Source organism: Actinomadura sp. NEAU-AAG7 (assembly GCF_018603865.1).
In the GTDB taxonomy this organism is placed as follows: domain Bacteria; phylum Actinomycetota; class Actinomycetes; order Streptosporangiales; family Streptosporangiaceae; genus Spirillospora; species Spirillospora litoris.
This window is the reverse complement of record NZ_JAHFZY010000001.1, coordinates 1,973,630-1,986,131: the sequence shown is the minus strand read 5'-3', so window position 1 is coordinate 1,986,131 and position 12,502 is coordinate 1,973,630. Positions and strand designations below refer to the sequence as shown.

General features: G+C 74.3%; 15 protein-coding genes. 5 read left to right on the top strand and 10 right to left on the bottom strand.

Annotated elements, in window-relative coordinates:
* Positions 1-54: 54 nt before the first annotated feature.
* From KLI87_RS09105 to KLI87_RS09095, 3 genes are all read right to left on the bottom strand, one after another.
* Entirely contained in the window at positions 55-276 is a 222-nt protein-coding gene (locus tag KLI87_RS09105) for a hypothetical protein (protein WP_214616517.1), read from the bottom strand.
* Positions 277-322: 46 nt separating this feature from the next.
* Positions 323-475: a hypothetical protein gene (locus tag KLI87_RS09100; RefSeq protein WP_214616516.1), complete on the bottom strand. Its 153-nt coding sequence runs from the start codon at positions 473-475 to the stop codon at positions 323-325.
* A gap of 118 nt (positions 476-593) precedes the next feature.
* Complete coding sequence (locus KLI87_RS09095) at positions 594-2,510, bottom strand: AfsR/SARP family transcriptional regulator (protein WP_214616515.1); 1,917 nt, start codon at positions 2,508-2,510, stop codon at positions 594-596.
* Positions 2,511-2,583: 73 nt separating this feature from the next.
* On the opposite strand from KLI87_RS09095, the gene KLI87_RS09090 reads away from it, so the two are divergent.
* Positions 2,584-3,456: an alpha/beta fold hydrolase gene (locus KLI87_RS09090; RefSeq protein ID WP_214616514.1), complete on the top strand. Its 873-nt coding sequence runs from the start codon at positions 2,584-2,586 to the stop codon at positions 3,454-3,456.
* Positions 3,457-3,460: 4 nt separating this feature from the next.
* Here KLI87_RS09090 and KLI87_RS09085 read toward each other — a convergent pair whose 3' ends face one another.
* The 3 genes from KLI87_RS09085 to mshA are packed head-to-tail and all read right to left on the bottom strand — an operon-like array spanning position 3,461 to position 6,121.
* Complete coding sequence (locus tag KLI87_RS09085) at positions 3,461-4,228, bottom strand: phosphoglyceromutase (RefSeq protein WP_214616513.1); 768 nt, start codon at positions 4,226-4,228, stop codon at positions 3,461-3,463.
* 28 nt (positions 4,229-4,256) lie between these two features.
* Complete coding sequence (locus KLI87_RS09080) at positions 4,257-4,802, bottom strand: YbjN domain-containing protein (RefSeq protein WP_214616512.1); 546 nt, start codon at positions 4,800-4,802, stop codon at positions 4,257-4,259.
* A complete protein-coding gene (gene mshA / locus KLI87_RS09075; RefSeq protein WP_214616511.1) occupies positions 4,799-6,121 on the bottom strand; it encodes a D-inositol-3-phosphate glycosyltransferase in 1,323 nt (440 codons plus the stop codon). The genes KLI87_RS09080 and mshA overlap by 4 nt, the downstream gene beginning before the upstream one ends.
* Before the next feature lie 98 nt (positions 6,122-6,219).
* Here mshA and KLI87_RS09070 point away from each other — a divergent pair, with 98 nt between their 5' ends.
* Positions 6,220-6,984 carry an SDR family NAD(P)-dependent oxidoreductase gene (locus KLI87_RS09070; RefSeq protein WP_156221497.1) on the top strand — a complete coding sequence of 255 codons (765 nt, stop codon included), beginning with the start codon at positions 6,220-6,222 and terminating at the stop codon, positions 6,982-6,984.
* On the opposite strand, the gene KLI87_RS09065 is transcribed toward KLI87_RS09070, so the two are convergent.
* Entirely contained in the window at positions 6,981-7,790 is an 810-nt protein-coding gene (locus KLI87_RS09065; RefSeq protein ID WP_214616510.1) for a class I SAM-dependent methyltransferase, read from the bottom strand. The two genes, KLI87_RS09070 and KLI87_RS09065, sit on opposite strands and share 4 nt — an antisense overlap.
* 80 nt (positions 7,791-7,870) lie before the next feature.
* Here KLI87_RS09065 and KLI87_RS09060 point away from each other — a divergent pair, with 80 nt between their 5' ends.
* Positions 7,871-8,338: a universal stress protein gene (locus tag KLI87_RS09060; RefSeq protein WP_156221493.1), complete on the top strand. Its 468-nt coding sequence runs from the start codon at positions 7,871-7,873 to the stop codon at positions 8,336-8,338.
* A gap of 7 nt (positions 8,339-8,345) precedes the next feature.
* Here the strand turns inward: KLI87_RS09060 and KLI87_RS09055 are convergent, their stop codons facing one another.
* The gene (locus tag KLI87_RS09055) at positions 8,346-8,855 is read right to left on the bottom strand and encodes an O-acetyl-ADP-ribose deacetylase (protein ID WP_214616509.1); all 510 of its coding nucleotides are present in this window, start codon (positions 8,853-8,855) and stop codon (positions 8,346-8,348) included.
* Positions 8,856-9,105: 250 nt separating this feature from the next.
* On the opposite strand from KLI87_RS09055, the gene KLI87_RS09050 reads away from it, so the two are divergent.
* The gene (locus tag KLI87_RS09050; RefSeq protein WP_156221489.1) at positions 9,106-9,939 is read left to right on the top strand and encodes an NAD(P)-dependent oxidoreductase; all 834 of its coding nucleotides are present in this window, start codon (positions 9,106-9,108) and stop codon (positions 9,937-9,939) included.
* A gap of 25 nt (positions 9,940-9,964) precedes the next feature.
* Here the strand turns inward: KLI87_RS09050 and KLI87_RS09045 are convergent, their stop codons facing one another.
* The gene (locus tag KLI87_RS09045) at positions 9,965-10,726 is read right to left on the bottom strand and encodes a dioxygenase (RefSeq protein WP_156221487.1); all 762 of its coding nucleotides are present in this window, start codon (positions 10,724-10,726) and stop codon (positions 9,965-9,967) included.
* 87 nt (positions 10,727-10,813) lie between these two features.
* Between KLI87_RS09045 and KLI87_RS09040 the strand changes: the two genes are divergently transcribed.
* Positions 10,814-11,296 carry a MarR family winged helix-turn-helix transcriptional regulator gene (locus KLI87_RS09040; RefSeq protein ID WP_156221485.1) on the top strand — a complete coding sequence of 161 codons (483 nt, stop codon included), beginning with the start codon at positions 10,814-10,816 and terminating at the stop codon, positions 11,294-11,296.
* Here KLI87_RS09040 and KLI87_RS09035 read toward each other — a convergent pair.
* Positions 11,237-12,493: an MFS transporter gene (locus KLI87_RS09035; RefSeq protein ID WP_214616508.1), complete on the bottom strand. Its 1,257-nt coding sequence runs from the start codon at positions 12,491-12,493 to the stop codon at positions 11,237-11,239. The two genes, KLI87_RS09040 and KLI87_RS09035, sit on opposite strands and share 60 nt — an antisense overlap.
* Positions 12,494-12,502 lie beyond the last annotated feature (9 nt).

Sequence of the window (12,502 nt, the reverse complement as noted above, 5' to 3'; positions counted from 1 at the left end):
CCGCCGCGGCTTACTCGGGGAGCCGCGGCGGGTTCTTGCTCTGCGCGCCCCCCGTCAGCGTCGCAGGCGCACGACCGCCCGGTGCCCCTCGATCGCCACCGTAGTGATCTTCAGGCCGTTCATCCGCGAGGTCATCCCCGGCGCCTGGCCGCTGAAGGTGATGCTCCCGTTCTCCGAATCGGAGACGAAGGTGACCCCGCCGCCGCCGACCTCCGTGACCTGTATCGTCCCCAGCCCCGTCGCGGGCGGCGCGGGGATCTCGTCGTGGGGCTTCACCAGGACCTCGCACGAGCGTTTCGCGCACACCCTGAACCGCCTGCCGTCACGGGCGTGTAAGGGCCGCCCGGTACTCGGCGGGGAACTGGGCGTCGAACTGGGCGTCGAACTCGGCGCGGCCGACGGCGTGCCGCTCCGGGGGGTGCTCGGCGCCGGTGTCGACCTTTCGGCGCGCCCTTCGGCGTCGCCGCCACCGCACCCGGCGGATGCCAGCAGGAGGGTCGAGATGATGATCGCGCGTCGGTGCATGGCCCAATACTGAACGTGAACGCCCGGGACCGGTCCCGGGGTCGGCCGAACTCCTGGTGATCGCCCGATTACGGTCGTTGCGAACGTCGGAGGGCGCCGGTCAACGCGGCCAGGTGGTCCGAGACCGGGCCGAGGGTGACGAGGCCGCTCGCGGCACCGGCCAGCTCCGCGGCGGCGGGGGCGAGGGCCTCGCGGGCGCGGCGCATCAGCCCGCGGTCGTCCAGGGCCACGGCGGCGCGGGCGGCCAGGCACCAGAGGGCCTCCTGCATGAGGTCCCGGGGCGGGTCCGGGACGCGGCGGAGCGCGTCCGCCGCGTCCCCGGGGCGGTCCCGCGCCAGCAGCACCAGCGGACGCGCCCAGGGCTCGTAGGGGCCCCAGTCCAAGGGCTCGGTCGGGGCGGGCCGATCGTCCAAAACGCGCAGGGAGAGCAGGGCCAGCGGGACGAGCCCCCGCTCCAGGCCCGGCATGCCGCAGCCGTCCAGGAGCGCGGCGGCCTCCCGGTAGGCGGGCTCGGCGGGCCGTCCGGCGGCGGCCGTCCGCAGCGCCCGGTACCACCCGGTGAACACGCGGACCAGCGGCCGCTCGTGCCGGTCGGCCAGGCCCTCGGCGGCGGACGCGTGCCGGTCGGCGGCCGGGAAGTCCGCCATGCCGGAGCACGCCTGGAGCCGGACGAGATGCCCGAGGATCTCGAACGCGGTCAGGCCGTGCCGCTCGGACAGCGCGACCAGCTCGGCGCCGATCCCGTCGCGGCGCGGGGCGAGGCCCGTCCTCTCGAAGGACTGCATGAACACGGCGTTGAGGGCGAAGGCCAGCAGCGCCGGGTCGTCCAGCCTGCGGGCGATCGCCTCCGCCTCGCGGGCCGCCTCGGGGCCGCGCGCCGACCGCGTGCCGCGCGATTCGAGGGCGACGGTGGCGAGCAGGCGCGCGCGGGTGGCGTCGCGGCCGGGCGGGAGGGCGGCCAGCGCGCGCTCGGCGGCGGCCACCACCTGGCCGGCCTGGCGCGGGTCGTCCGAGCGCGTCCAGATCGCGGGGACGTCGTAGGAGCCGATCACGCGCGCGGTCAGCTCCGGGTCGCCCAGGTCCTCGGACGCGCTGATGGCCGCCATGCGCTGCTCGCGGGCCGCCGCCAGGCCGCCGCCGCCCGCGAGCGCGAGCGTCCGCAGCAGGCCGACGGTCGACTCAAGCCGGTCCCGGGAGCCGGACGCGACCGTCCGGTCGTAGGCGGTCGCCGCGCGCGCCCAGACGCGGGCCGCCGCGTCCGGCTCGGTGAGGTGGTCGGCATGCCGGAGGATGTCGGCTTCCAGTTTCCGCAGCGACGGCCCCGGCTCCACCCCCAGCCGGTCGACGAGAAGCCCGCGCGCCCGTCGCAGCACGGCCAGCGCGTCCCCCTGGCGTCCAGACCGGTAGAGGGCCAGCGCCAGGAGCCGCCACGCGTCCTCACGCAGCGGGTGGACGGCGACGTGCGCCTCCAGATCCGGAACCGCCTCCGCGGGCGCCCCTCCCGCCAGACGCGCCTCCGCCAGGCGCTCGACCGCGTGCAGGCGAAGCTCGTCCAGCCGGGAGCGTTCGGCACGCGCCCAGGGCTCGTCCGCGAAATCGGCGTAGGCGGGACCGCGCCACCAGCCGAGCGCCTCCTCCAGCCGCTCCGCCGACCTCTCGCCTACGGCATGCTCGAAACGCCAGGCGTCGACGTCATCCGCATGCAGCGCGTACCCGGGCCCTTCGGTGACCAGGACGCGCGGCCGGGCCCGCGGCGGCCGCTCGGGTTCGAGGGCGCGGCGCAACGCGGCGACGAACGTCCGGACGGCGCTCACCGCGCCCGGCGGCGGGGCCGTCCACAGGTCGTCGACGAGGACGCCGACCGGCACGACCCGGCCCCGGGCGATGATCAGGCGGGCCAGGACCGCGCGGTGCCGCGGCCCCCGCAGGTCGATCGCGTCCCCGGCGTCGTCCCAGGCCACGACCGGCCCCAGCACCCCGAACACGCCTCCACCGTAGCGCTCATCGGATGCTCATCCGCGTCCAGCAGGCTGGGGTCGCCAACGGAAGGGAATCACCATGGTCATCACCGGTTTCGAGTACCGGCGCGTCCCGGTCGCCGACGGGGTCGCGCTGAACGCGGCCGTCGGCGGGACGGGCAGCCCGATCGTCCTCCTGCACGGCTTCCCGCAGACGCACCTGATGTGGCGGCACGTGGCCGCCGACCTCGCGGCCGACCACACCGTCATCTGCCCGGACCTGCGCGGCTACGGCGCCAGCGACAAACCCGGGGAAACGAGCCCGGACGTCTACTCCAAGCGCACCATGGCCGCCGACATCGTCGAGCTGGCCCGCGCCCTCGGCCACGAGCGCTTCGCGCTGGCCGGGCACGACCGCGGCGCGCTGGTCGCCTTCCGCGCCGGGCTCGACCACCCGGGCACGGTCACGCACCTGGCCTGCCTCGACGTCCTGCCGACCCTCGACATGTGGGACGCGATGCGCGGCGCGTCCGCCGCCGTCGGCTTCCACCTCTACCTGATGGCCCAGCCGCCCGGCCTCCCCGAGACGATGATCGGGGCGAGCCCGGACGCCTTCTTCGGCCACTTCCTCGACGTGTGGTCGAACGACCCGTCCGCGATCCCGCCCGACGTCCGCCGGGCCTACCTGGACGCGTGCCGCGCGGCGGTCCCCTCCATCGTGGCCGACTACCGCGCGTCCGCCGGGATCGACATCGTCCACGACCGGACCGACCTGGCCGCGGGCGCCGAACTGCGGATGCCGGTCGCGGTCGTCCAGCAGGACTGGGGCGCCGCCCTCGGCTTCGACGCCGCCGCCCTGTGGCGGGTCTGGGCCCCCGACCTGCACCACCGGACCGTCGCCCACGGCCACTACATGGCCGAAGAGGCCCCCGCCGAGATCACGAAGACCCTCCGGACCCTCCTCGCCCGCTGAAGGGCTACTTCTTCTTGGGTTTCTGGGAGGTGGCGCCCTGGTTCTTGACGGCCTCGATGGCGGCCCTGGCGGCGGCCGGGTCGAGGTATTCGCCGCCGCGCTTCAGGGGGGCGAAGTCGTCGTCGAGTTCGTAGACGAGGGGGATGCCGGTGGGGATGTTCAGGCCGACGATCTGCTCGTCGGTGACGTCGTCCAGGTGCTTGACCAGGGCGCGCAGGGAGTTGCCGTGGGCGGCCACGAGGACGGTGCGGCCGGCGGCGAGGTCGGGGACGACCGCGTCGTACCAGTAGGGCAGGAGGCGGTCGACGACGTCGGCGAGGCACTCGGTGCGCGGGATGAGCTCGGAGGGCAGCTCGGCGTAGCGCAGGTCGTTGACCTGGGAGAGGGGGTCGTCGTCCTTGATGGGGGGCGGCGGGGTGTCGTAGGAGCGGCGCCAGGTCATGAACTGCTGCTCGCCGAACTCCTCGCGGGTCTGGGCCTTGTTCTTGCCCTGGAGGGCGCCGTAGTGGCGCTCGTTCAGGCGCCAGGAGCGGCGGACGGGGATCCAGAGCAGGTCCGCGACGTCCAGCGCGATGTTGGCGGTGCGGATGGCCCGTTTCAGCAGCGAGGTGTGCACCACGTCGGGGGTGATGTCGGCGTCGAGCAGAAGATCGCCGCCCTTGATCGCCTCGCCTTCGCCCTTCGCGGAGAGATCGACGTCCACCCAGCCGGTGAACAGCCCTTCCGCGTTCCAGACGCTTTCGCCATGCCGCAGCAGTACCAACGTCGCCATGACACCAGAGCCTAGCGGCCGGGGGTTCCTAGTCGCGGTTGGCGGGGTCGGCGAACGAGGCGAACGCCCGCAGGTTGGCGAGGCTCTCGCCCCGGCTGACCCGCCAGTCCCACTCGCGCCGGATGGACGACTTGAACCCGCGTTCGAGGGCCCTGTCGAAGTTGTCGTCGGAGTAGGTGAGGACGCAGCCGAGGAGGCGGTCGATCTCGTCCTCGGTGACGGAGGCGAGGGGGACCTTCCCGACGAGGTGGACGTCGCCGACGTCGTCCAGGGCGAACGCCACCCCGTACATGCGGCCGTTCTTCTCCAGGAGGAACCGGTAGAAGTCGGCGTGGTTCTCGTCGGGGCGGCGGCAGAAGAACGCCTCGACGTGCAGGCTGTGGTCGCCGACGATCAGCCAGGTCATCGTGGCCAGCTTGTGCTGGCCGGGGAGCTTGACGAAGAACGCCCTCTCGCGCGGCTCGTCGTATTCGAGTCCGGCGCCGTCCAGGGCCGCGCGGACGGTCTCCACGGTCGTCACGCTGTTCCCCTGCGGGGGGACGGCCCCCCGCGCCCCCCGGTCCGCTTCGCTCATGCTGTGGCCTCCGCCGTCAGGCGCGGCGTACTCACGGGCTGGAGTGACATGGCACCGGTATACACCTCGATGAGGCGGTCCACGGTGACGTCCCAGCCGAAGTTCTGCGCGTGGCGGACGGCGCCGCGCGCGAGGCGGGCGTGCCGGCCCGGCTCGGTGTGGAGGCGGCTCAGGGCGGCGGCGTAGTCGGCGGGGTCGTGGCCGTCGATCAGCAGGCCGGACTCGCCGTCCGCGACGGCGGTGCGCAGGCCGCCGACCGACGCGGCGACGACGGGGGTGCCGCACGCCTGCGACTCGACGGCGACGAGGCCGAACGACTCGTTGTGGGACGGGACGACCGTGACGTCGGCGGCGCGGTACCAGTCGGCGAGGACGGGTTGCGGGCTCGGCGGCTCGAACCGGACGACGCCCGCGATGCCGAGCGCGGCGGCGAGCGCCTGGAGGCCCTCGGGGCGGGAGCGTCCGCTGCCGCTCGGGCCGCCGACGACGGCGACGACGAGGCGGGAGCGCAGGGACGGGTCGTCCGCGAGCATCCGGGCGGCGGCGCGCAGCAGGACGTCGGGGGCCTTCAGCGGCTGGATCCGCCCGACGAACAGCAGGACGTAGGCGTCGCGCGGCAGGCCGAGGCGGCGGCGCGCGGGACCGGTGCGATGCGGGAGGAGGCCGGTACTGGCCAGCAGCGGCGACTCCGGCCGAAACCGGGACAGGTCCACCCCCGGGCTGACGGTCGCGACGCGGGCCGGGTCGGCGCCGTAGAGGCCGATCAGGTCGCGGGCCTCCTCGCCGGTGTTGGCGACGAGCTGGTCGGCGGAGGCCACGACCTGCTCCTCGCCGAGCACGCGCTCGTCCGGCTCGGGCTTGTCGCCCTCGGCGAGCGCGGCGTTCTTGACCTTGGCCATCGTGTGCATCGAGTGGACGAGCGGGACGCCCCAGCGCCGCTTCGCCGCCCATCCCGCCTGGCCGGAAAGCCAGTAGTGCGTGTGCAGGAGGTCGTAGTGGCCGGGGTCGTGGGACGCCTCGGCGCGCAGCACGCCGGAGGTGAAGCCGCACAGGTGGCGGGGCAGCTCACCCTTGTCCAGCTCCTCGAACGGGCCCGACACGACGTGCCGGACGAGGACGCCGGGCGCCAGCTCGGCGACCGGGGGCAGGGCCCGTGATGTGGCGCGGGTGAAGACGTCCACCTCGATCCCCCGGGCCGCCAGCCGCCGCGCGACCTCGACGATGTAGACGTTCATGCCGCCCGCGTCACCCGTACCCGGCTGGTCAAGGGGGGAAGTATGAGCACTGACCGTCGCAACTCGGTTGATACGACGCGACACCGGACACCACCTCCGACAGTGCAACCTATCCCCCGGTTCGGCTGTTCCCGGCCACCCCGGGCTGCGGGGAGCGCGGCGGAACTGGAAGGCTTGGGCGCATGCGTAAGACGGCGGTGGTGACGGGAGCAAGCAGCGGGATCGGGGCCGCCACGGCGCGGCGCCTGGCGGCGGAGGGGTTCAACGTCGTGCTCGCGGCGCGGCGGACGGACCGGCTCGACGCGCTGGCCAAGGAGATCACCGAGACCGTCCCGGGGGCGGGGCGGCTCGCCCCGGTCGAGCTGGACGTGACGTCGCAGGCGTCGGTGGACGCGCTCGCGGCGGCGGTCGGCGGGACCTGCCACGTGCTGGTCAACAACGCCGGGGGCGCGCTCGGCCTGGACAGCGTCGCGACCGCCGACCTGGACGACTGGCGCGCGATGTACGACACGAACGTCCTCGGGCTGGTGCGCGTCACGAAGGCGCTGCTGCCCGCGCTGGTCGGGAGCGGCGCGGGGCATGTGGTGAACATCACCTCGCTCGCGGCGCACGAGCCCTACGAGGGCGGGGGCGGCTACAACGCGGCCAAGCACGCCGCGTACGCGGTGAACGAGGTCATGCGGCTGGAGCTGGTGGAGCAGCCGGTCCGGGTCACCGAGGTCGCGCCGGGGCTGGTCAGGACGGAGGAGTTCTCGCTGGTCAGGTTCCGCGGCGACGAGGAGAAGGCCGCCAAGCCGTACCAGGGCGTCCCGGAGCCGCTGGTGGCCGACGACGTCGCCGACTGCGTGGCGTGGGCGGTCACCCGTCCGCCGCACGTGAACATCGACCGGATCGACGTCCAGCCGCGCGTGCAGGCGGCCGCGCACAGGCTGCACCGCGAGTCCTAGCCGACGGACGTCCACGGCAGCGTGACCTCGCCCAGGCGCCAGCGGCGGCGGCCGCCGTAGGGCGGGGCCGTGAGCACCGGGTGGGTCAGGGCGAGCAGCCGCACCGCCTCGATCCAGCGGGCGCGGGGACCGAACGCCGAGTGCGGCGCCGCCGTCGCCCAGCAGCGGTCGAACGCCGCGAGCAGGTCGTGCACGGGCTCGCCCGGGACGTTGCGGTGGATCAGCGTCTTGGGCAGCCGCTCCGCCAGCGCCGAGGGGCGCGGCAGCGTCGGCAGGTGGGCCGCGAACGTGATCGTCCGCGGGCCGTCCCGGGTGAGCGCGACCCAGACGGCGCGACGGCCGATCTCGTCGCAGGTGCCCTCGACGAGGACGCCGCCGGGGGCGAGGCGGGCGCGCAGACCGTCCCAGGCGCGCCAGGCCGCCGCCTCGTCGTATTGGCGGAGCACGTTGAACGCCCTGATCAGGACTGGTGGCCGCGGCACCGGCAGCTCGAACCCGCCGCGCCGGAACGACAGGCCCTCGTGCGGGCCCGTCGCGTCCAGGAACGCCTCCCCCGCCGCGACGCGTGCCGGGTCGATCTCGATCCCGGTGACCTCCAGCCGGGGCGCGACCGCGCGGAGCCGCGCGTACAGCTCGAACGTGGTGACCGGCGACGCGCCGTATCCGAGGTCCACGGCCAACGGGTGTTCCCGCATGCGCAACGGGCCGAGTTGGGTGGCCGCGATCCAGCGGTCCACCCGCCGCAGCCGGTTGGGCGCGGTGGTGCCCCGCGTGACCTCCCCCTGCGGCTTGCGCGTCCCGACCATCCGCCGATTCTCCCGTGAGACGTTTCCCACTGTTCCCACCGAGCCGCGTTAACCAGCCTTTTTCTGGACATGTCATCCGTATGACAGTTCTCATCGCCTTCGACGGTTCTGACGACGCGCGCACCGCGATCGAGTACGCGGCGCGGCACGTCCGCCCGGAGCCGACCGTGATCCTCACCGTCTGGGAGCCCCTGCTCATGCAGATCGCGTGGGCGCCGCTGGCCGCCGCCGCGCCGGTGCCGAGCACCGAGGTGGAGGACGGGCAGTACGCGGAGGAGAAGCAGGCGGAGAAGCTCGCGCGGCAGGGCGCCGAGATCGCCGCCGCGGGCGGGCTCACCGACGTCACGCCCCGCGCCGAGCGCGGCACCGGGCCGATCTGGGCCACGATCGTGGACGTCGCGGACGAACTGGACGCCTCCCTGATCGTCACCGGCTCGCGCGGCCTCGCGGGCGCGCGGTCGGTGCTGCTGGGCAGCGTGTCGACGCGCGTCCTGCACCACGTGCACCGCCCGACGCTCGTCGTCCCGCCGAAGAAGGACGAGGACTAGACGGAGACTAAGTGCCGACGGCACGCTCGAACGCGGTGTAGGCGTCCGGGGTGAACAACACGAAACGGGTGTCGGAAACCTGGGTGGGCGTCGATCGGACGGTCTCGACGGCGATCCTGGCGGCGTCGTCCATCGGCCAGCCGTAGATCCCGGCGGAGACGGCGGGGAAGGCGACGGAGGCCGCGCCCAGCTCGTCGGCGACGCGCAGCGACTCGCGGTAGCAGGAGGCCAGCTGGTCGGAGCGGTCGTCGGACGCGGAGTACACGGGCCCGACGGTGTGGATGACCCATCGCGCGGGCAGCCTGCCCCCGGTCGTGGCCGCGGCCTGGCCGGTGGGCAGGCCGCCGCCGTAGTGCGAGGCGCGCAGCTTGCGGCACTCGTCGAGGATCGCGGGGCCGCCCCTGCGGTGGATGGCGCCGTCGACGCCGCCGCCCCCGAGCAGCGAGGAGTTCGCGGCGTTCACGACCGCGTCGACCTGCTGCTCGGTGATGTCGCCGCGGACCAGGCTGATCTTCATCTCGGCGCTCCTCGCTCGCCACGGGTGGGGAGAATTATCCCCCGCGGGTCACACGAAACGCACGGCGGCGGCCGACGGCGGTACGCTCGTGGCGGACGGCGCTCCGGGGGCGGTGCGCGCCGTCCGCCCCCCGCCCGCCCGCAGCCGTGGGATCTCCACCCCTGGGGCCGGGCGTGACCAGGAGAGAAGCCACTGCCTATCCTGCCGTCGAGACGACTACAAAGGCGTGAAAGTCGTGGAGGTTACCCCCTTGAAGATCCTTCTCGCCGGTGCGACCGGAGTCGTCGGCCGCCGGCTGACACCGCTGCTCGTCCAGGCGGGCCACGAGGTCGCCGGGACGACGCGCCACGAGGCGCGCGCCGCGTCCGTCCGTGAGGGCGGGGCCACGCCGGTCGTCATGGACGCGCTGGACGCCGCGTCGGTGCGCCGGGCCGTCGAGACGGTGCGCCCGGACGCGATCATCCACCAGCTCACCGATCTCAGCGGGGAGGACTTCACGGCCAACTCCCACCTGCGGATCAAGGGCACCCGCAACCTGGTCGACGCGGCGCTCGCCGCCGGGGTCCAGACCATGATCGCGCAGAGCGCCGCCTGGCTGTACGTCGCGGGCGCCGCCGCGGCGGTCGAGACCGACCCGCTCGACCCGGCGCTGCCGCCCTCCCCGGGCGTCGTCGCGCTGGAGGAGGCCGTCGGCGAGATGCCGCGCGGCGTCGTGCTGCGCTACGGCGCGCTCTACGGCCCCGGCACCTGGTACGCGCCGGACGGCGCGATCGCCAAGCGGGTCCGCGCCGGGAACCTGCGGCAGACGCCCGCGTGGACGTCGTTCGTGCACGCCGACGACGCGGCCGCCGCCGCGCTCGCGGCGGTGGAGTGGCCCGCGGGCGCGGTCAACATCGTCGACGACGAGCCCGCCACCACGGCCGACTGGCTGCCGGTCTACAGCGCCTCGCTCGGCGCGCCCCTCCCGGGGACGGCCCGGCACGCCGCCGCCATGGGGCGCCCGGTGTCCAACGCCAAGGCGCTGAGCCTCGGCTGGAAGCCGCAGGTGCCGTCGTGGCGCACGGGGTTCGCCGCGCAGCGTTGACCCCCTTACGGGAACGTGACAAGCGTCAGCCGAACTGGAACGACCGCTTCGCGAGTCCGAACCAGTAGCCGTCGATGACCGCGCGCCGCTCGGCGGGCGTGTCCGCGTCGGCGCCGAGGGCGACGAACAACGGGGCGAAGTGCTCGGCACGGGGGTGCGCGACGCGCGCGGCGGGGGCCTTGGCGCGGAAGTCCAGCAGGGCGTCGATGTCGCCGCCCCTGACGGCGCGGTCCGCCCAGTCGTCGAACTCCGCCGACCACGCGGGCGGCGCCGCGTCCGCCCCGGGGGCCAGCTCACGCAGGTTGTGCGTGGTGAAACCGCTCCCCACGATGAGGACGCCCTGGTCGCGCAGCGGCGCGAGGCTCCGGCCGACCTCGAACAGCCGCTCGGGCTCAAGCGAGGGCATGGACATCTGGAGCACGGGGACGTCGGCGTCCGGGAACATCTCCACCAGCGGGACGTAGGCGCCGTGGTCGAGCCCGCGCTCCTCGTCGCGCCGCACGCCCGGGACGAGCTTCTCGACGTCCTCGGCCAGCCCCGGCGCGCCGGGGGCCTCGTAGCGGACGCGGTAGTAGTGCTCGGGGAAGCCCCAGAAGTCGTAGACCAGCGGCAGCGTGCGGGTGGCGCTCACGGTCAGCGGCGCCTCCTCCCAGTGCGCCGACACCATCAGGATGGCCTCGGGCCGGGGCAGCCCCGCCGACCAGCGGGCGAGTTCGGCGGTCCAGACGGCGTCGTCGGCCAGCGGCGGCGCGCCGTGGCTGAGGTAGAGCACCGGCATGCGGCTCATGGGGTCCCCCCGTGGTTCAAGTACTTGAGAGTTCAACTATAACCCGGCTTTGCTTGAATCTTCAAGTAACCAGGTAGTCTGACCCGTATGACCGGAACGCGGTGGCTCGACGCCGACGAACAGGAGACCTGGCGTGCCTTCCTGTGGACCTCGCGCCTTCTCAACGAGGCCCTCGACCGCCAACTGCAACGCGACTCGGGCATGCCGCACACCTACTACATGATCCTCGCGATGCTGTCGGAGGCGCCCGGACGCGCGCTGACGATGACCGAGCTGGCGGCGATCGTCCGCTCGTCCCCGAGCCGGCTGTCGCACGCCGTCAAACGGCTGGAGGAGGACGGCTGGGTGCGCCGCGTCAAGGACGGCGCCGACCGCCGCACCACGATCGCCGAGCTGACCGACACGGGCATGGCCGTGCTCACCGAGGCCGCGCCCGGCCATGTCGCCGAGGTCAGGCGCCACCTGTTCACGCCCCTGACCCGCGACCAGATGCTCCAGTTCCGCGAGACGCTACGCGCGCTCCTCGACTCCCTGGACCCCGCCCGCGAGGCCCCCTGCGCCGACGGCTGATCCGCGGCGCATCGCGACGAGGTGCCGGGCGAGCGCGAGCACGGCCAGCACGGCGACGAGCAGGCAGACACCGTTCCAGCCCAGCCCGGTGTAGGCGCGGACGCCGAGCCAGGACCCGGCGCTGCCGCCGAGGAACGAGCAGGTCATGTAGGCGGTGTTGAGCCGGCTGCGGGCCTCCGGCCGGAGCGCGAAGATCCGCGCCTGGTTGGCCACCTGGCCGGCCTGCACGGCCACGTCGAGCAGCAGCAGCGCCAGCGTGACGCCGACCAGGCCCGGGACGCCGCCGAGGCCGCCGGTGGTGAGCAGCGCCGCGGCGGCGACCGTGCCCAGCATGCACACGAGGCCGACCGGGTCGGAGCCGTGCCGGTCGGCCAGCCGTCCGGCGATCGGGGTGGCGAACATGCTGGCGGCCCCGACCAGGGCGATCACCCCGACCGCCGAGGCGCCCATGCCGTAGGCCGGGCCGGTGACCAGCAGCGCGAGGCTCGTCCAGGCGGCGCTGAACCCCGCGAAGACCAGCGCCTGGTAGAGGCCGGAGCGGCGCAGGTCCGGTTCGGTGCGCAGCAGCCGGATCGTGGTGGCGAGCAGCGCCGGATAGCGCTCGGTGGACGAGGGCGTCGTCGCGGGCGCGGCGAACGCCAGCACGACCGCCAGCAGCACGACGACCGCGGCCGCGACCAGGTAGGGCGCGCGCCAGCCGAGCCACTGGCCGAGCCCGCCGCTGAAGGAGCGGGCCAGCAGGATGCCGCCGATGAGCCCGCTGAGCAGCGTGCCGGTCACCGCGCCCCGGCGCCGCTCGGGCACCAGCCCCGCTGCCATCGGAATGATGATCTGCGGGACGACCGTCGCGACGCCGATCAGGACGCTCGCGGCCAGCAGCAGCGGCAGCGCGGTCGCGAGGCCCGCGACCAGCAGGCCCGCCGCGGTGACGGCGAGCAGCGTGACGACCAGCCGCCGGTGCGCGAGCCGGTCCCCCAGTGGGACCAGCAGGAACACACCGGTCGCGTAGCCGAACTGGGCCGCCGTGACGACCGCGGCCGCCGCGCCCCGGGACACGCCCAGGTCGTCGGCGATGAGCGGGCTGATGGCCTGCGGGAAGTAGATGCCCGCGACGCCGACGCCGCAGGTCAGCGCGAGCAGCGAGATCAACCGGCGCGAGGGGCCGGCCTGGTCGGGGCGGGGGGAGCCTGACGGCATGGGGGTCCT